At 55.7% G+C, this 19,158-nt stretch carries 17 protein-coding genes; 8 read left to right on the top strand and 9 right to left on the bottom strand.

What is annotated here, in order from left to right:
• Positions 1-26: 26 nt before the first annotated feature.
• Complete coding sequence (locus PHACT_RS16255; protein ID WP_070117899.1) at positions 27-2,165, top strand: outer membrane protein assembly factor BamB family protein; 2,139 nt, start codon at positions 27-29, stop codon at positions 2,163-2,165.
• A gap of 20 nt (positions 2,166-2,185) precedes the next feature.
• Here the strand turns inward: PHACT_RS16255 and PHACT_RS11515 are convergent, their stop codons facing one another.
• Together PHACT_RS11515 and PHACT_RS11510 are read right to left on the bottom strand one after the other, a co-directional pair.
• Positions 2,186-3,958, bottom strand: coding sequence for an SLC13 family permease (locus PHACT_RS11515; protein WP_070117898.1), 1,773 nt, complete (start codon positions 3,956-3,958; stop codon positions 2,186-2,188).
• A 108-nt stretch (positions 3,959-4,066) separates the two neighbouring features.
• On the bottom strand, positions 4,067-4,936 hold the full coding sequence (locus PHACT_RS11510; RefSeq protein ID WP_397389506.1) for a pirin family protein: 870 nt from the start codon (positions 4,934-4,936) through the stop codon (positions 4,067-4,069).
• Between the two features lie 144 nt (positions 4,937-5,080).
• Between PHACT_RS11510 and PHACT_RS11505 the strand changes: the two genes are divergently transcribed.
• Positions 5,081-6,031, top strand: a complete 951-nt coding sequence (locus tag PHACT_RS11505; protein WP_070117897.1) for a LysR family transcriptional regulator — start codon at positions 5,081-5,083, stop codon at positions 6,029-6,031.
• Here the strand turns inward: PHACT_RS11505 and PHACT_RS11500 are convergent.
• Positions 6,012-7,607, bottom strand: coding sequence for a carboxylesterase/lipase family protein (locus PHACT_RS11500; RefSeq protein ID WP_070117896.1), 1,596 nt, complete (start codon positions 7,605-7,607; stop codon positions 6,012-6,014). The two genes, PHACT_RS11505 and PHACT_RS11500, sit on opposite strands and share 20 nt — an antisense overlap.
• 311 nt (positions 7,608-7,918) lie before the next feature.
• On the opposite strand from PHACT_RS11500, the gene PHACT_RS11495 reads away from it, so the two are divergent.
• Together PHACT_RS11495 and PHACT_RS11490 are read left to right on the top strand one after the other, a co-directional pair.
• Complete coding sequence (locus PHACT_RS11495; protein WP_211284394.1) at positions 7,919-8,779, top strand: phospholipase A; 861 nt, start codon at positions 7,919-7,921, stop codon at positions 8,777-8,779.
• A gap of 119 nt (positions 8,780-8,898) precedes the next feature.
• On the top strand, positions 8,899-10,140 hold the full coding sequence (locus PHACT_RS11490; protein WP_070117894.1) for a sensor domain-containing phosphodiesterase: 1,242 nt from the start codon (positions 8,899-8,901) through the stop codon (positions 10,138-10,140).
• A 9-nt stretch (positions 10,141-10,149) separates the two neighbouring features.
• On the opposite strand, the gene PHACT_RS11485 is transcribed toward PHACT_RS11490, so the two are convergent.
• A complete protein-coding gene (locus tag PHACT_RS11485) occupies positions 10,150-11,004 on the bottom strand; it encodes a mechanosensitive ion channel family protein (protein WP_070117893.1) in 855 nt (284 codons plus the stop codon).
• A gap of 169 nt (positions 11,005-11,173) precedes the next feature.
• On the opposite strand from PHACT_RS11485, the gene PHACT_RS11480 reads away from it, so the two are divergent.
• Genes PHACT_RS11480 through PHACT_RS11470 form a run of 3 tightly spaced genes read left to right on the top strand, consistent with a single transcriptional unit; the run spans position 11,174 to position 14,127 of the window.
• Positions 11,174-12,496, top strand: a complete 1,323-nt coding sequence (locus PHACT_RS11480; RefSeq protein WP_070117892.1) for an amidohydrolase family protein — start codon at positions 11,174-11,176, stop codon at positions 12,494-12,496.
• Between the two features lie 43 nt (positions 12,497-12,539).
• Positions 12,540-12,914, top strand: a complete 375-nt coding sequence (locus PHACT_RS11475; RefSeq protein WP_070117891.1) for a VOC family protein — start codon at positions 12,540-12,542, stop codon at positions 12,912-12,914.
• 34 nt (positions 12,915-12,948) lie between these two features.
• Positions 12,949-14,127 carry a sensor histidine kinase gene (locus tag PHACT_RS11470; protein WP_070117890.1) on the top strand — a complete coding sequence of 393 codons (1,179 nt, stop codon included), beginning with the start codon at positions 12,949-12,951 and terminating at the stop codon, positions 14,125-14,127.
• Positions 14,128-14,131: 4 nt separating this feature from the next.
• Here the strand turns inward: PHACT_RS11470 and phnE (PHACT_RS11465) are convergent, their stop codons facing one another.
• The 5 genes from phnE (PHACT_RS11465) to PHACT_RS11445 form a co-directional block, all read right to left on the bottom strand.
• A complete protein-coding gene (phnE, locus tag PHACT_RS11465) occupies positions 14,132-14,944 on the bottom strand; it encodes a phosphonate ABC transporter, permease protein PhnE (RefSeq protein WP_070117889.1) in 813 nt (270 codons plus the stop codon).
• Complete coding sequence (gene phnE / locus PHACT_RS11460; protein WP_070117888.1) at positions 14,944-15,798, bottom strand: phosphonate ABC transporter, permease protein PhnE; 855 nt, start codon at positions 15,796-15,798, stop codon at positions 14,944-14,946. Before phnE (PHACT_RS11460) ends, phnE (PHACT_RS11465) begins: the two co-directional genes overlap by 1 nt.
• Positions 15,795-16,613 carry a phosphonate ABC transporter ATP-binding protein gene (phnC, locus tag PHACT_RS11455; RefSeq protein WP_070117887.1) on the bottom strand — a complete coding sequence of 273 codons (819 nt, stop codon included), beginning with the start codon at positions 16,611-16,613 and terminating at the stop codon, positions 15,795-15,797. The genes phnE (PHACT_RS11460) and phnC overlap by 4 nt, the downstream gene beginning before the upstream one ends.
• 53 nt (positions 16,614-16,666) lie before the next feature.
• Complete coding sequence (gene phnD, locus PHACT_RS11450; RefSeq protein ID WP_317622264.1) at positions 16,667-17,629, bottom strand: phosphate/phosphite/phosphonate ABC transporter substrate-binding protein; 963 nt, start codon at positions 17,627-17,629, stop codon at positions 16,667-16,669.
• Between the two features lie 109 nt (positions 17,630-17,738).
• The gene (locus PHACT_RS11445) at positions 17,739-18,284 is read right to left on the bottom strand and encodes an AAA family ATPase (protein WP_070117886.1); all 546 of its coding nucleotides are present in this window, start codon (positions 18,282-18,284) and stop codon (positions 17,739-17,741) included.
• Between the two features lie 148 nt (positions 18,285-18,432).
• Here PHACT_RS11445 and PHACT_RS11440 point away from each other — a divergent pair, with 148 nt between their 5' ends.
• The gene (locus PHACT_RS11440; protein WP_070118395.1) at positions 18,433-19,155 is read left to right on the top strand and encodes a YebC/PmpR family DNA-binding transcriptional regulator; all 723 of its coding nucleotides are present in this window, start codon (positions 18,433-18,435) and stop codon (positions 19,153-19,155) included.
• Positions 19,156-19,158: the final 3 nt, after the last annotated feature.

Genomic DNA, 19,158 nt, shown 5'->3' with positions numbered 1-19,158 from the left:
TAACAATAAAACAAACGGATCCCAACATGCCATACGCTATCGACCACCCCGTCTCACGCCTTCGGCTGACACCCTTGGCCACGTTGACCATTTCCCTGACATTGAGTGCCTGCAGTGGCATCGATGGCGTGCCCGCAACGGATGTCGCCGATGCCAACTCACCCACTACCTACTCTGTAAACCAGGCAAGCCTGGGCTCAGCCGGTTATGCCGCCTATTGCGCATCCTGCCACGCAGCCGACCTCAGCGGCGGCCCGGCCGCACCTGCGCTGAGTGGTGAAGCTTTTGTTACGCGCTGGGGTGGTCAGACCAGCAGCGCCCTGATCCAGCTGATCAGCACCAGCATGCCGCCCGGTGGCAACGAGGCCCTGCAGACATCAGACTACGTCAACATTACTGCACACATTCTGCAGGTTAATGGTGCTGACGCTGGTACTGCGCCGCTGACCGCCGATTCCGGCACGGCACTGAATGACATGCCCCGCTCAGCAGCCGTTGCCAGCATCGGAGCCGATCAGGATAGCGCCGTCACCGGGGTCACCGTCGCCGGTACTGTTGCCGACTTCACCCCAGTCAGTGCTGCACAACTTGCCAGTCCCTCACCTGAAGACTGGTTGATGTGGCGCGGCAACCCACAGGCATGGAGCTACAGTGAGCTGGATCAGGTCAACCTGGACAACGTCAATGACCTGCGCCTTGAATGGGTCTGGAACATGCACGTTGGTGATTCGGAACCCGCGCCCATCGTCTACAACGGCACCATGTTTCTGATCAACCCGGGCAACGTTGTGCAGGCCCTGAACGCGCGCGATGGCGAGTTAATCTGGGAGCACGCCGCCGGCCCGGCCACTGGTGAAGACATGCGCAACATTGCCATCTACAACAACAAGATCATTCAGGCGACCACTGATGCGCGATTGCTGGCGCTGGATGCCAGCACCGGTGAGCCTGTCTGGGAAGTTGTTATCGCGGATAGCGACAAAGGTTTTGCCAATTCCAGCGGCCCCCTGATCGCAGGCGACAAAGTTATCGTTGGGCTTGCCGGCTGCGCCAGCTATATTCCCGAGGACTGTTATATCAGCGCCTATGATGCTGACACCGGCGAACTGGCCTGGCGCTTTGACACCATCGCCAAGGCCGGCGAAACCGGTGGTGACACCTGGGGTGGCCTGGACAATATTTTCCGCGCCGGCGGTGAAACCTGGATCACCGGCAGCTACGACCCGGAGTCAAATCTCACCTATTGGGGCGTGGCTCAGGCCAAACCCTGGGCACCGCCCAGCCGCCATATGTCAATCCACGATGCCGGTCTGTACACCAACTCCACACTGGCACTGGACGCTGATACCGGCGAACTGGTCTGGCACTTCCAACATGTCCCCGGCGAAGCGCTGGACCTGGATGAAGTCTTTGAACGCGTGCTGGTCGACCGTGACGGTCAAAAACTGGTGCTGTCCATCGGCAAACACGGCATTCTGTGGAAGAACGATCGCGATACCGGTGAATTTCTGGGTTACACCGAAACCATGTATCAGAATGTGTTTACTCATATCGACCCGGAAACCGGCGCTGTGACCTATCGCGACGATATCATCAATGCGCGTCTTGATGAGTGGGTCAATGCCTGCCCCAGCAGCGCAGGGGGCAAGAACTGGCATGCCATGAGCTACCATGAGCCCAGCGGCGCCCTGATCGCGCCCTTGAGTCAGACCTGTCTTGATAACCGGGCGCGGGCGGTGGAACTGGTGGCCGGGTCAGGGGGACTCGCTTCTAACCGTCGCTTTCATGAGATGCCTGGCACCAATGGCAACCTGGGCAAACTCGCCGCCTATGACGTCAGCACACTGACCGAACTCTGGAGTTACGAACAGCGCGCATCCTTTATAACGGGTGTGCTGTCAACGGCCGGAAACCTTGCCTTTGTCGGGGATCTGGATCGACGCTTCCGAGCATTCAATGTCAGCAATGGCGAGATTGTCTGGGAAACGCGATTGGGCACCGCCGTACAGGGCCACCCACTGACCTTCACAATCGACGGCAAGCAGTACATCGCTGTAACCACGGCAAACGGGGGTACCAGTCCGCGCATGGTGCCACGCGCGGTAGCGCCCGATCTGGCGCCGCCGCCAGACGGTAACGCTGTTTACGTATTCTCGTTGCCCTGAATCGTCGCCGTTGCCACTTGCTAGAGACGCAACGGCCAGAACAGCAGCAAAACGCCGATAGTGGTTATGCCGACGATGATATTCATTGGTATGCCGGCACGCAGAAAGTCGCTGAAACGATAACTGCCAGGACCATATACCATCAGGTTGGTCTGATACCCCAGTGGTGTGGCAAAACTGGCCGATGCGGCGATCATGATGGCAAACATGAAGGGTACCGGATCAAGTCCCGCCTGCTGCGTGATCGCCAGTGCCAGCGGCACCATGATGACAGCGGCAGCGTTATTGGTGATGGTTTCCGTCAGCAGTGAGACTGCGACATACATCAGGATCAACAACAACCAGGGGCGCCCGCCACTGTAAGTGACCATGATCTCCGCCAGCAGGCCGGCAACGCCGGTTTTCTGCAATGCCGCCCCCAGCGCGAATGACGCTGCAATGGTGATCAGGACTGGCAGGTCGAGGCTTTTTTCCGCTTGTGAAATGCTCAGACACCCGGTCGCCAGCATCAAACCAGCCGCGAGCAGGGCCGCATTCAACATGGAGATCACGCCCAGGCCGGCGGCGCCTACAGCAAACAGCAGAATGCCCCAGGACAGCAGCGCCTTTTCATGTCGGGGCGTTTCCTTGTCCAGATCGTTAACAACAAGAAAGTCTTTGTTGTACTGCTGCCGCGTGACAAACGCCGGTCGCGCTTCGAGCAACATGGTATCGCCCGGCATGATGATAATATTGCCGAGGTTGCCTGCGATACGCTCGCCATTGCGGGCCAGTGCCAGCACAATGGCGCCATAACGATCATGAAACCTTGAACTGCGCACAGTTTCTCCCACGGCGGCACAGGACTGCGACACCACAACCTCAACCAGACGACGCTCGGCACGGTCCTGCATTAACGTATCATTGCCGCTGCCAACAGACGCAGTGATGCCATGAATACGCAGCAGGTCGGTAACCGCCTCCGTCTCGCCGGCGAACACCAGACGATCGCCAGCCAACAGAATCTCCTCTGATGGTGCCGCCGTGACAACGGTGTCGCCACGAAGAATCTCAACCAGATACAACCGCTCCAGTGCGCGCAAACCGGCTTTTTCCACGGTCAGGCCGACCAGAGGGCCGTGGCCGTCTACCGCCACTTCGACGGTGAACTCGCGCATATTGGCAAAAGGGCGTTTGGCACTGCGGTCGGGTAATAATCGGGGCAGCACCAGCAACATGAACACCACGGACACCAGGACTACCGGCAGACCAACCAGCGTAATTGCGAAAATACCGAACCCGCTGTTGCCGGTCAGGGCTTCATACTGGCCGGACACCACCAGATTGGTGCTGGTGCCGATCATGGTCAGGGTACCGCCAACAATGGCGCCGTAGCTTAATGGTATAAGCAGGCGAGACGGTGCAATGCCGATTTTGCGCGACCAGGCATTGATTGCCGGAATCATGGTCGCCACCACCGGCGTATTATTGAGAAATGCACTTAACGGCAGAACCGGCAACAACATCCGGGTCATGGCGGCACGCAGGGTTTTGGGGCGTCCCAGCAATTTATTGACCAGCAGATCAATACCGCCCGAGGCATGCAGGCCTCCCGCCACTGCAAACATGGCAGCCACCGTGATCAGACCCGGGTTGCCAAAGCCGGCAAGCGCCTCCCCTGCAGTCAGCACACCCGTCATGCTCAACACGGCCAGCGCGCCGAGCAACACAACGTGCGGCGCCAGGCGTGTGACGATCAGCACGCCCAACACGCCCAGCGTCAAACTCAACGATAACCAGCCCTGCCACTCCATGATCAACGTCTCTCCGGTGTCTGTTTATGAACCAATGGAGCGACAGTATAGACTGTCTTTCTTATTCCATTAAAGAATATTTAATAATTAAGATATTCCTTTTATGGCTTAAAAAGACTGGGCAAGCTCGCCACGCTGATAATCTGCCAGCGCCTGTTCAATTTCCTGCCGTGTGTTCATGACAAAGGGGCCATACTGCACAATCGGCTCCTGCAGGGGTTTGCCAGTCAACACTATCAGCCTGGTATCCGCGTCCTTTGGTGTGATCGTAACCGTATTACCATCACGATCCAACCGGGCAACCTGCCCCCGTTTAACCTGCGTTGCGTCCTCGCCCAGGGCCACTGTGCCTTCATAAACATAAACCATGACAGTATGACCCTCAGCTACTTTTAGCGTATGAACTGCCTGGCTCTTGCTGAATTCCAGATCCAGATAAACCGGCGCCGTGTCAGGACGCGATACCAGGCCATCGAGTGCTTGTCCGTCCAGATCGGCATGACCGGCAATCAGTGTGGCTCGTACGCCTGACAGCTCGACAACAGGAATCGTCGCTGACGCAATATCCCGATAGGCAGGAGGCTGCATCTTGCTGTGCGATGGCAGGTTCAACCATACCTGAAAACCACGCATACGACCTTCCATCTGCTTCGGCATCTCCGAGTGTATGATGCCCGCTCCAGCCGTCATCCATTGCACATCTCCGTTGCGCAGATCACCAACATTACCCATGTGGTCCTGATGTTCCATATGGCCTTCCAGCATGTAGGTGATAGTTTCGAAACCACGATGAGGGTGTGGCGGGAAACCACCAATATAATCGCTGGCATCGTAGGAGCCGAATTCATCCATCATCAGAAACGGGTCAAAACGGGCGGGATCGCCAGCGCCACCGAAAACACGCAGCAGCTTCACACCATCACCATCGGAAGACGCACGAGCAGCAATAATTTCCTGGACCGCTTTAATGTTCATCATTTTCACCTCCTGTCATCAGCATGATGACCTATGGGATCTATATTACCGGCAATGATCTGATGTTATGATGCAATTTTAACGGCTTTTATATTCAATTATCCGAACTATCCACCGTGGCACCGTATTCAGCGGCAGGACTCAACGATGAAGTTACCGCGTATCAGCCTGGAACAATGGGCCGCGTTTAAAGCGGTGGTCGACGAGGGCAGCTTCGCCAGAGCGGCTGAATCACTCAACAAGAGCCAATCCAGTGTCAGCTACGCCATCGCGCGACTGAATGACCTGTTGCCCGCACCCGTGCTTGAGCTGGCGGGTCGCAAAGCGGTGCTGACGCGCGAAGGCAAGGTCATGTACCGACGGGCGACACAACTGTTGGCCCAGGCAGAGGCGGCAGAGCAAACCGCGCAACTGCTGGCGCGTGGCATTGAATCAGAAATCGTGCTGGCAATCGACGGCTTGCTGGAACCGGGACAACTGATTCCTGTCCTCGACCAATTTTCGCAACGTTACCCCCTGACTCGCCTGCGTCTCCTGGAGACACAATTGTCCGGCACGACAGAAGCCTTGCTGGAAAAAAAGGCTGACATTGTGCTTGGCAATCAGGTGCCCGTTGGCCACCTGGGCACGCCGCTAAAGTCGATTCGCATGGTTGCTGTCGCCCATCCCGATCACCCATTGTGCCAGACCGGAGCAGACGCAGGCATCAATGACTGGGAGTTACGGAGCTGGCGACAGGTTGTCCTGCGTGACAGTGGCACCCGTCGCGAACAGGATGCTGGCTGGCTGGGCTCCGAGCAACGTTGGACTGTCAGCCATTTCTCCACGACATTGAAAGTGCTCAGAGTCGGTCTCGCTTTCGCCTTTATTCCTTATGACTGGGTGGCAACGGACATCCAGCAGGGCACGCTAAAAATAGTGCCGTTGAGTCTGGGCGCGGAACGCCAGCTGCCCATCTATATGATGATGGCAGCCAGCGACAGTTGCGGCCCGGCAACATCCGCCCTGGCTGAATTGCTTAAGCAGCATTTTGCTGGCTCGGGCGACCTGGCCCCATTACGGACGCCGTCAGGCTGCACTAGCGACGACGGTCCATGACACGGTCAAACACGGCCCAGTTGTCTGGCAGCAGATCCTGTTCAGCACTCACCTGAGTGCCCAGCAGCAGATAATGTCGCTCGGCGTTGGTGTAGGGGCGCCATTCCGGCTGGCCCGCTGCACTGGGGACGCCATGGTGAGCAAAATTTACCCAGTAGTCTGACATGATATCGCCGAGACGGTGATCCATGGCCGACGCCTGGTTGGGCAACGTGTCGACATTATTGAACACATAGGCTATTTCCGATGCATGATACGCGCCCAGCTCCTGAGCCCGGGGCCCTGGAGGCCGGTGGGTAAAGAAGTACAGATACGCCGACTCGTCGACGTTGCGCGTCAGGTTGGCCCAGGTCACCATGTTCCAGCCAAAAGCACTGTCACGATAATTATCCAGCGTGGATTTGCGAATATCGTCGGCAGGATAGACCTCCAGTATCATCTCCGCCAGGTCGCCATAAACAGACCTGATGCGGGCTTCATAGGCGCCGGCCGAATCCGGCAATGTTGCGGCTGCGCCCAGCGTCGTGCCTTCTTCGCTGTTGAATCCGACCAGCACCGGCACCTTGTTCTGGCGACCCTGAGAAAACATGGCGTAGGGCTGCTCCGGGATGACCCAGCCATCAACGATACCATCGGTGCGAAAACCTTCATCAGCGGCTCTGTCCAGTAAATCACGCGCGGGTATGGCACGCAGCTCACGCAAATCCCCTGCTCCCAGTTGCTCAGCCAGCTGGCTGCCGGCAGCCGCTGCCGAGGCACCGGCACTGCTTTGACGATCCAGCTCTACCCTGGGGTCTAGGCGCGCCCCACTTTGGGCGATGGCCTTGTGGAACAAGCCATTTGCCAGCGGACTCGCCGTCAGAAAATTCACACTCCAGGCACCGGCAGATTCACCAAATACAGTGACATTTTCAGGGTCACCACCAAATGCCGCGATGTTCTCCTGCACCCACTTCAAGGCCTGTATCTGATCGAGAATACCGTAGTTGCCGGCGGAGAACCTGGGCGATTCGGCAACCAGCTCCGGATGCGCAAAATAGCCAAACACACCAAGCCGATAATTGATTGTCACCAGAATCACGTCTTTCTGCGCCAGTCGCGCCCCGTCATAAGTGTCGATGGCACCGGAACCGCGAGTCAATGCACCACCATGCAGCCATACCATGACCGGGCGCGCATCGCCGGACTCCGCCGCTGTCCAGACATTGAGGTAGAGACAATCTTCACTGCTTAAGCGTGCCGGGCGGTAGAAAAAAGACCCTTCCGGATACGGTTGCTGCATGCAATCCGGCCCGAATGTATCGGCCATGCGCTCACCCGTCCAGCTCGCCACCGGTGCAGGAGGTTGCCAGCGGCCCTGCGCCACTGGCGGCGCTGCATATGGGATACCCTTGAACACATTGACCGATGGAGCCCGTTGCGAGGGTACCCCGAGCAGTCGACCATGCGCTGTCTCCGCCACCGCTTGCATGGTTGAAGTACTCTGCGCATTGACCGGAGCGACCACAAAGGCGATCTGCATAACCGTGAGCCAGCATACCAGCCGGGCGGCGCTGAATGGTTTTCTTGTTGTCATTGGAGCCTGTCCTCGTTTCCGGGTTTCATAAGCGTTGTCAGTCGTCATCTCTCAAGTCTGGCATTGCTGTCGTGTATTTGACAAGTGCATGCGGTAAACTGGCGGTTATGCCTACACAATCCATGTCCGCCGCGTTACGGCCGGGCCCGTCAAATCGATTTACGGTTCGCCGCAGGCAGGCACTGACCGGCCTGTCAGCGCTTTTCGTTTGCGCAAATTCTGTCGCACAACCCGCCGAGACCAGCACCCTCTCAGATATTCAGTTTTGTGTGCAGGAACAGGTGGTCAGGCCCGTACATCGCAGTCGAAGCGTGGCCTCACTGTTTGAACTATGCCGTCAGTTATTGCCGTCTGACGAAATGACGCCTGTCGCGGACGTAGCTGCTGACGACTCGGCCAGCCCGGACGACAACGATGCTGTTCTATTGCCGTCCGATGAACTGGGCCGCTTTTTCCGTCCATACAAGGACAATTACATCATCTTCGGTCGCGCCCGTAACGCTGACGGCTCAACACCTTTCACCGGTGAGGAACTCGACATCAAGTTTGAACTGGGGCTGGCGTTCAACCTGTTTGATGAAATAACCAACCTGAAATTCCTCGCACCCCTGGGATTCGGCTACTCGCAAAGATCCTGGTGGAACGCCGCCGAAGACTCCTCGCCGTTCGCGGAGCATAATTATAATCCGGAAATATTCTGGCAGTTCAACCATCCACAGCAACCGTTTGCTGCCAGATTTCCATTTATCGATACTGCCGGCATCGAACATCAGTCGAATGGCCTGAAAGGAGTGGACTCGCGCAGTTGGGACCGCATCTATGTCAAAAAGGAGTTTGACTTGACGCCCAGGCTAAGCGTCGACCTGAAGCTGTGGCGGGTCGTGGGCGATGAAACCAACAACCAAGACATTACTGACTATCTGGGCCACAGCGAAACCACACTCAAGTTCAGGCCCAATGAGCGCACACGCATCCGCCTCAAGGTCAGCAAAGGTGATGCGGTTGAGAAATACAGTTACCAGCTTGATATAAGCTACCGGCGCCCCTGGGTGAACAGTGCATTCTTTATCAGCTACTATGAAGGTTATGGCGAGGCGCTCATTTCCTATAACCAGAAAATGCGCAGTTTGCGTGCCGGCCTTTACTTTCCACTGGACGTTCTGTCGCGTTAACATGTTAACTTTTAACTACTTATCGCGCATCACATTAGCGCCGGACCATCTCGCCTTGCCCGACGGGGAAAAAGCAATCCAACCGGCATTGACATGACACATACCATCTGCGAGCCGCAATGACGCAATCAACGACAGAAACCGGACATGAACTGGGCTATTTCCGCGGTAATCGCTGCGGACACTATGGCGACCTGCGGATCATTTCCGCGTTCCAGCCCATCTATAGTCTTGCGCATCGCCGAATCGTTGGACTGGAAGGTCTGGCTCGCGCCATCACCGATGAAGACAAGATCATACCTCCCGCGATTCTGTTTGGCGCCCGGGAGCAGAACACGATCATCGAACTGGATAAACTTTGTCAGCTGATACACCTGGAGAATTTCTACGCCATTGATCCGCCCAATGCCTGGCTCTTCCTGAATGTTGACCCCAAGACACTTTCACAGAAAGCGACCTTTACCGCGTTCCTGACCCGGCTGCTGGAAGAGAAAAATTACAACGCCAACCGCATCGTTATCGAAATCCTTGAATCCACGATTGACGATGAACTGCAACTGGAGGCGCAGATCAGGGACTACAAAGAAATGGGATTCCTGATTGCCATCGATGACTTTGGTGCCGGTCACTCAAACTTTGAGCGTATCTGGCGCATCCAGCCAGACATCGTCAAACTCGACAGAGGCATGTTGCAGAAGGCCGGTGTCGACCCCAGCGTCAAAGATCTGCTCAAGGGCGTCACCAGCATGCTGCACAACTGTCAGTGCATCGTTCTGGCTGAAGGTATCGAAACCGAGAATGAAGCGGTGGCCGCCATGGACGCGCAGGTGGATCTGGTGCAGGGTTTCTATTTTGCACATCCGTTCTTGCTGTCCGAATCGGTGGCCACTCGCAGCGGCCTTTGGCGATCCCTGTACAACAGCTTTGATGAACTGGCGCTGCGCAGCAGCGAGAAGGAAAGACTGCTGTTATCTCCTTACAGCCACCGGTTTGCTGCGCTGACCATCGGCGCACAGAAAAAAGCGCATGTGGCAGAGATAGCCGAGGACATGTTCAGGCTGGACCGCACTATCCGCCTGTATCAACTGACACCTGATGGCAGCCAGTGTCACTCTAATCTGAACTCACCAAACATAGAGTTGTCCACACGTAATCGTCTGCGTGCCCTGTCAGACACGCACGGGGCAAGCTGGAAACGACGCGACTATTTTGTCAACGCGGTGAATAATCCGGGCAACATGCAGATCACTCCACCTTATTTTTCCATCTCTGACGGCACGTTGTGCATCACCCTGTCAGTGATGACCCGAATAGAAGGCGACGATTTTATTATCTGCTGCGACATACTATTCGAACGCTAGTCCGCCCGCTTACGCGTCAGGTGGCCCCATCTGATACACATGTATATCGCGCTGCGGGAATGGGAAGTTCAACCCTTCTTTATCAAAGGTTTTATAAACCATCTCATTCATTTTGAAGTGTACCGGCCAGAAATCAGCGGCATTGACCCAGGCTCTGACCACGATATTGACAGAACTATCTGCCAGTGCCGACACTGCCATGAATGGCTCCGGGTCCTGCATGATGCGCTCGTCCTCCGCGATCAAACGTCTCAACACGCCATAGGCTTTATCGACGTCATCACCATAGGCAATGCCAAACGTCCAGTCCACACGACGTGTTGGCTGCGCCGAAAAATTGGTCAGCGAGCCGGTGGCAAGTGGCCCATTAGGCAGAATGATGGTTTTATTGTCAGCTGTTGTCAGGATAGTGACAAATATCTGTATTTCCCTGACAGACCCCATATACCCCTGCGCCTCAATAAAATCACCCACTTTGAAGTACTTGAAAAACAGAATCATGACACCGCCGGCGAAGTTCTGCAGTGTGCCTGAAAGCGCCAGACCGATCGCCAGGCCAGCAGCGCCCAGAATGGCAATAAAAGAGGTCATTTCAATACCGAGTACACCCAGCGCCGTGATGTACACCAGCACTTTGAGCAGAATGGACAGCAGGCTGCTCAGAAAGGAGCCCAATGACGGGTCCACTTTTCCTTTGTTCAGCACCCCCTTCACAATCCGACCAGCAAATCCTGCCAGCCACAGACCGAGCACAAGCGTCAGCACAAACCCGATGATCCTGGGACCGTAAGTCATGGCGAAGGTCAACAATACCTCAGTGCTGAGGTTCAGACCGTCAAGATCCAGATTTTGTAATGACTCCATGAAACTGCTCCTCTAATGATTGCAACAGGCAATTTGGCATTAACCTACAAATCGCGCGCCGCTGTCAATCTGGAAAACCAGCGCGGGACCGGGAAAGCGGCACCAAAGTTGCGAAGCCGAACTGACAATCGCATAATGACGACTAACCGTGAGCGCACAGGAATCAATCATGAATGTCAGCGCCAGAATAATCAGTCGCCTACACCGCCCTGCAGGTAAACACTCCCTGACCTGGGTATTTGCTCTGTGCGGAGCACTAAGCGCTCTTTCACCCGCCAACGCCGCACCGATCGCTTTGACAGATGTAAGAATTATTGACGGTACCGGCGCTGACCCGATCAACGCCGGGGTTATTGTTATCACTGATGGCCGTATCACGGCCGTCGGCGCCACTGATAGCGTGGTCATTCCAGAGGGCGCGCAACGACAGTCGCTGGACGGCAAAACCCTGACGCCCGGTTTTATCAACACTCATGGTCATGTCGGTGCCGTACGCGGTCTTGAGTCCGGTCATTACAACCGGGGCAACCTGCTTCGCCAGCTCGAGTTATACGCAGGCTATGGGATCACCACGGTTGTCAGTCTCGGCGATGATGAAGCAGAGGGTTTCCTGTTGCGGGACCAACAGGACACAGCAGCACTGGAGCGTGCACGATTGTTCGTCGCCGGGCCGGTGCTGTCAGCGCAAACGCCGGATGACGGCAGAGCCGTGGTCGATGACACCGCAGAGTTGAACCCGGATTTTATCAAGATCCGGGTTGACGATAATCTGGGCCGCACACCCAAGATGTCACCTGAAGTCTACCGTGCAATCAGCGAACGCGCCGACCATCATGGCATCCCGCTCGCTGTTCACACCTATTACCTGCAGGACACCAAAGACCTGATTCGCGCCGGTGCTGATTTTATCGCGCACAGTGTCCGCGACATGCATGTGGACGCTGAATTTATCGATCTGATGCGAACGCACAATCTATGTTACAGCCCAACACTGACACGCGAGCTGTCGACCTATGTCTATGAGAGTGAGCCGGCTTTTTTTGCCGACCCGTTTTTCCTCGCAGGTGTTGATCCGCAAGTAATTGAAACGCTGCGCGATCCAGAACGTCAGCAACGGATACAGCAAAGTACCGCTGCTCAGCAATACAAAGCATCGCTACCCATTGCCATGACCAATGTTAAAATGCTGGCAGATGCAGGCGTGCAGATAGCCATGGGCACTGACAGCGGTCCGCCCGCGCGATTCCAGGGCTACTTTGAACACCTTGAAATGTGGATGATGCAGGATGCCGGCATGGATCCCATGCAGATTCTGCACGCCGCCACGGGTGGCGCAGCAACCTGTATGGGGCTGACCGATACAGGCACGCTCGAAGTCGGTAAATGGGCCGACCTGCTGGTTCTGGGTGAAGATCCATCACAGGACATCAACCATACTCGCTCCCTGGAGCAAGTATGGATCGCCGGCAAGCCAGTACCTCTGGCGCGCTAAGGCGGCAATGAAACACACGATTTGACCTGAACGAGGCTCCAGGATGTTGCAGTTTATAAAGTTCACGCAATTACCGGTTAGCAACCAACGCCGCGCCATGCGTTTCTATACTGAAAAGCTTGGTTTCCGAATATTGCAGAATACACCCTACAAAACCGGCTGGCGCTGGATCGAGCTCGGCATTCCCGGTGCGGAAACCGCCATTCTGCTGACCCAGCGGGAGAATGACCTGGTCAATGAAGTACCTAGTCTGGTGCTGGCAGTCGACGACGTTGAGACCACGTATGAAGATCTGTGCGCCCGTGGTGTGCACGGCATGCAACCACCCAAGCCAGCACCGTGGAATCCGGAACAGAGCTTTGCATTATTGCGCGACAGCGAAGGGAACACGCTACTGATTGGTTCAGGCGAAGACTGATCTCACACGCTCCTTAATATCTGGTCATAATTAAATGGACAGTTTCCTCAACAGCAATCGTGCGCAAAGCCTCACTGGCGGCGCTGTGCTTATCATTGTCAGCGCACTGTCCATCTACCTGCTGGCCGACGCCTCAGCCCAGTGGAACTCGACACTGTCGCTGATAGGCGCACTATTTCTGCTGAGTATCTTCTGTTTTATGGCATTCTCCTCAGCCTGGGCGGAATTGTCACGACAGCGCCTGCTGTCTGTCTTGTGGCTGGAAGCTGCCGCCATTGTACTTCTGTATTTTCTGGTGGATATCAGTTTTGTGGCGATTCTGGGTATCGTCTGGATTGTTCAGGCCACCGAAATCTTTCCTATACGAACCACTGGCTGGCTTTTGCTGGGCAGCGTTTTGATTTTCACTGCCAGTCAGGTTCTGCACTGGGGTGATGAGGACCTGATGCTGGCAGTGACCGGGTCGGTCACACTTGCCCTGTTTCATGTTTTTGCCGTCATCGCGACGCACAGGGCACGCCGCGAGCAGGAGTTGCGCGAAGAGACTGCAGCCCTGAACAGGGAGTTGGTGGCGACCCGGGAACTGTTGTCCGAACATTCGCGGCAAAGCGAGCGCCTGCGTATTGCACGGGACCTGCACGACCTGCTGGGCCACCACCTGACCGCTCAGATACTGCAGCTGGAAGTGGCGACGCACATTACCGAAGAGCCCGGCAAACAGAAAGTCGAACAGGCGCTGGCATTGGGCAAACTGTTGTTAGGCGACCTGCGTACGGCGGTCAGCGAACTGCGCGAAGATGAACCGATCAACTTCCGGGACGCGGTCAAAAAGCTGGTCAGTGACATCCCCGGTATAAACATAGAACTCAATTTCAATGCCACGCTGGGTGAGATAGAACTGGCGCAGACGCTTCTGCATTGCACACGCGAAGCATTGACCAATGTATTGCGACATAGCGGCGCCAACCGGTGCGTGATCGCATTCAATCGCCCCACCGGTAGCGACTACCTGCTGGAGGTGCGGGACAACGGTCACAAACGGCAGAAAATCGTCGCAGGCAATGGCCTCAAAGGCATCAAGGAACGCATTGAAGAGGCCGGTGGCAGTGTGCAATGGCAATCGGACAAGCAGGGGTTTCTGTTACAGATTAGCCTGCCTTGCGACACGCAACATCAGAGCGCAATTGACCCTGCCGAATCCGACGCAGCCTGAATCCTCAGATAACTGCGTGCCGCACCTTCGCTGATACCCACTCGGAAACGATCACGGTGGCGAAGATCAACACAAACACGGTGGCGACCTGTCCCCAGGCCAGATTATTGATTGCCGCATTCATCTGCAGCCCAATGCCCCCGGCGCCCACCAGCCCCAGCGTGGTCGCTTCGCGAATATTGATATCCCAGCGATAGACACTGATTCCCGCGAACGCTGGCATAATCTGGGGCCACACCGAGTACGCCAGTACCTGCGTACGCGCCGCTCCGGTGGATGACAATGCCTCGACAGGTGTCGGGTGTATTTCTTCTATGGCTTCGTACAGAAGCTTTCCGACAAACCCGATTGATCGCAGCGCGATGGCCAGCATACCGGCAAATATACCGGGCCCGACGATAGTCACCAGCAACATTGCCCAGATCAGCGCATTGATCGATCGGGAACTGACGATAATACCCAGTGCCACTGCTCTCAGCGCCGGATGCGGGGTTGTGTTACGGGCTGCCAGAAATGCCAGCGGAAAAGCAATCAGAATGCCAAGCGCAGTGCCGACGGTGGCGATATTGATGGTATCCCACAGCGGCAGCATCAATGAACCGGTAATGCTCCAGTCGGGCGGAACCATGCGGCCGATAAGGCTGCCTGCCTGAGTGCCTGCATCGTACATGAATTCCCAGATGGTATTGTCCGAGATCACTTTCCAACACAGCAGAAACAGCATGCCGCCCAACATCCAGCCGGCCCAGATGGCATATTGTTTTGCCGGTTCACGGCGCTGCCAGACCGGCACGTTATTGACATGTTTGACTGGCATTACTGGGTCCACTTGCGCACATACCCGGACAGGTACTCGCTCATCAGAACAATCACAATGATCAGTAGCAGAATTGCCGCCGAGGTATCGTAATCGTATCGGTTAATTGAAGTATTCAGGGTCGCACCGATACCGCCGGCACCGACGATGCCAATGACCGCCGACTCGCGAAAATTGATGTCCAGCCGGTACAGCGACAGGCCGATCAGGCGAGGCATGACCTGAGGCTGCACTGCGTAGTTTATCCATTGTAACCAGCCACCCCCGGTCGCCCGTATCGCTTCCAGTGGTTCTTTCTGCGTATCCTCAATATCCTCAGCCAATAACTTGGCCATGAAACCAATGGTGGCAAACGCAAGTGTAATGACCCCGGCCAGTGGTCCAAAACCAAACATGGTGACAAACAGAATGGCAATGATGATTTCCTGGAAAGTACGGGAGACAGCAATAATCGCACGACAGCAAAAATACACCGGGAGTGGCGCTATATTGCGCGCCGCGCCAAGGCCCACCGGTATCGCCAACGCAACGCCAATGACGGTCGCAGTGAATGTCATGGTCAGGCTTTCCCACAATCCGGTGAGGATTTCACCGCCACGACTGGTGAAATCCGGCTGCAGGAAAGACGCAACAAACTCCTGGCCGCGTTCCATACCCTGAGCAACCCGGCCCCAGTTGACGTCCACACTCAACCACGCCAGCACGAGATAAAGAATGACACTCAGATTGATAAACCAGCGCCAATGCGCCTTGCGTACCCGCGGCAGCGGTCGCCATTGCCCGGCCCGGGCATGATCGATGCGTTGTTGTTCACTGGCAGATAATGTCCCGCTGCCCGAACTGGATACGCTCATGGGTGTGCGCCTGCGATATCAACGCCAGCAGGTGCAGATGAATCATTGGTGTCATCATCGTCATCGACCACCGACCAGTCTTCCTCACCATAAATGCTGGTGAGAATATCCGGGCTCAGGTCTTTCGGATCGCCGTCAAAAACCAGTTCCCCGCCGCGCAAGCCAACCACGCGATCAACAAATTGTTGTGCCAGCACCACATCGTGAATATTGATGATGGCGGCCAGTTGTTGCTCCCGGCACAGGTCGCAGATCAGGCGCATGATCTGGCGCGAGGTTTTGGGGTCAAGACTGGCCGTGGGTTCATCGACCAGCAACAATTTGGGTTGCTGCATGAGCGCTCGGGCAATGCCCACCCGTTGCTTTTGTCCACCAGACAGCGCATCGCCGCGTTTATCAAACTGGGTCTGCAGTCCAACCCGCTCAAGCAGATTAAATGCCTGCCTGATATCATCGGCAGGAAACCGGCGAAAGAAACTGCGCCAGAAACCCACATAAGCCAGCCGCCCGGATAACACATTTTCCATCACTGACAGGCGCTCCACCAGCGCATGGTTCTGAAAAATCATGCCAATCTGCCGCCGCGTCTGTCTAAGCCTGGCGCCTCGAACACGGGTCACGTCTTGACCATCCAGCTCGATGGTACCGTGGCTCGGTTCCACCAGCCGGTTCACACATCGAATCAAGGTGCTTTTGCCGGCACCCGAAGGGCCAATCAGCGCCATTACCTGACCAGCAGGCACGGTCAGGTTGATATCATTCAAAGCAAGGTCGCCAGTATCATAGCGTTTGCTCAGCCCGGTGAGTTTAAGCATGCGTGCCTCTGTCGTGTTCATTATTGTTGTATTGCGCTGACACCCGGTTGACCTCAGTCACAGTTGTAAACGGTGTCATTGGCTTCATCGATATTTCGAATGACCTGCCAATGCTGTTGATAGTTGATGGGGATAAAACTGGCCATGCCGGCATCGGCAAATTCGCGTTGCAGGGCACTGCCTTCCCAGTCAAAGGTGAAAAATGCGTCCCGTATCTGCTGTGCCAATAACGGATGCAGATTGTGCGCGATGCCATAGGCGGTGGTAGGAAAGGTCAATGATTTGTAAATCGAACGGTATTGCTCAGCACTCACTACGTCTCGTCCCTGCATGCGACGCAGCACTTCATTGGCTACCGCTGCCGCTTCATAATCACTGTTGACGACGCCCAGGATCGAATTATCGTGACTGCCTGAATAGGTCGTACGGTAGTCGTCGCCCGCATTCAGTCCAAACTCGCTGAGCAACAGGGTCGATGGTGCCTTGAACCCCGAGTTGGAGGTAGGCGAGGTAAATGCCAGCTGACGCCCCGCCAGATCCGCTGGCGTCTCGATACCACTGTCGGGATAGGTGATGATTTCCATCTCATAACCAAAACTGCCATCTTCTGCCGCCATCATGGCAAAGGGCTCAAAACCCACACAATTGACCGCAACCGGCGTGGAACCTGTGTTAAATCCAGCTACATGCAGACGCCCGGCACGCATGGCTTCGAGCTGTGCAGCATTGGACTGCACCGGGAAAAAACGGACTTCCTTGCCGGTGAGACCTTCCATGTGAGTGATGAACTCATCCCAGACCTGGGTATATAGCGCGGGGTCTTCCACCGGTGTGTAGGCAAATATCAGAATACGTGGATCGCGCCAGTCTGATTCGTCGGCAGGCAGGTCTGCTACCAGATCCCGATTACTGTCCTGATAGCGAGGAGACAACTGCGCCTGCGCGCTGTGAGTCATCAGCATCGATAACAGGGCTGTCATCGCCAATGCGCGCAAACTGCCGATACGTGTAGGCACTGGTACTCCCGTTAACTCTTCTACTTCCGATTATTATGGGGTTCTGACGTCTTGCCAGACGCGACACCGCTGTTGACCGCCCGCAGCCCAGCTTCCGGGCAGCACTCGATCATATCACCTGCGACGGACGGGTCAACCACTGCGCCTGGCAGTCCTCAAACTGCGCCAGTACATGGTCCTCGCCCCTATCATTGACTATTTTCAGACTATCAGATGGCGGGAGTTCAAAGTCCTGTCTCAGCGCCGCCGCACTGGCCGTTGTTATCCCGGCCGCACGCTGCTGCAGTCGACGCAAAATCACACTGCCCGGTGCGTCTACCCAGATCATCGCCAGTCCCGGCACCTGCTGCTGCAAAAACTGTCGGCTGCGCTGTTTGTAGGCACCCTGCGTCACGATCAGCGGCTTATGCGGTGAAGACTGCGCCTGCCGTGCACGAATACGATCCGCCAACAGGATGAAGTATTCGTCACGCATGGCATCGGTAAAGGGTTGTGATGCGGCCAGCGCGCTGCGCATGGAAGCCGTTATATCGTCATCCGCGTGGTACACCGGCCAGCCCCTGACACGACCAATCACGTCACCGACAAAGGACTTGCCACTACCGGACAATCCAAACAAAAACCAGACAGGGACAAAGATTTTGGTCTTGGTCATGACAGAGGTTAACCACCCGTTACATCAATAAAAGCGCAGTCTACAATGGATTTGACCGGCCCGCTGCGTGTATGATTCGATTTTTGATAAAGATATTGCTTTCCGTTTTCGCGAAATCAGATTCACCCAATTTAATCAGGTACATCCAATGGGCAGAGCTTACCAGAACCGAAAAGAGTCCATGGCCAAAACAGCGGCCGCCAAAACCAAGGTCTACAGCAAGTATGCGCGCGAGATTTACGTCTCCGCCAAATCCGGCGGTACCGACCCCGATGGCAATCTCACGTTGCGCGGACTGATTGAGCGCGCCAAAAAAGACCAGGTACCCACCCATGTCATCGACAAGGCACTGGAAAAAGCACGCGGCACCGGCGGCGAAGACTTCGCCGCGGCGCGCTATGAAGGGTTTGGCCCGGGCAATTGCATGGTGATCGTGGAATGCCTGACCGACAATCCCAATCGTACCTTTGGCGATGTCCGGCTGTGCTTTACCAAGACCAAGGCCAAGATCGGCGCCCAGGGCAGTGTCGCCCACATGTTTGACCACTGCGCCATCCTGGCCATTTCCGGTAATGACGAAGACGCCGTACTGGAATCATTGTTGGGTGCCGATGTAGATGTTACCGACATTGAAAACGAAGACGGCCTGATCACTGTTTTTGCACCGCACACTGAGTACGCCAAAGCTCGTCAGGCACTGCTGGACGCCTTCGGCGATATTGAATTTGAAGTGGATGAAATTCAGTTTCTGGCACAGACCAGCACAGAAATCACCGGTGATGACGTGGCCCTGTTTGAGAAGTTCATGGACATGCTCAACGACCTGGATGACGTACAGAACGTCTATCACAACGCCATAGTAACGGACTAAGTA

Origin of the sequence: Pseudohongiella acticola, from assembly GCF_001758195.1 — a bacterium.
Lineage (GTDB): Bacteria > Pseudomonadota > Gammaproteobacteria > Pseudomonadales > Pseudohongiellaceae > Pseudohongiella > Pseudohongiella acticola.
This window is presented reverse-complemented; position numbering and strand designations above follow the sequence as displayed.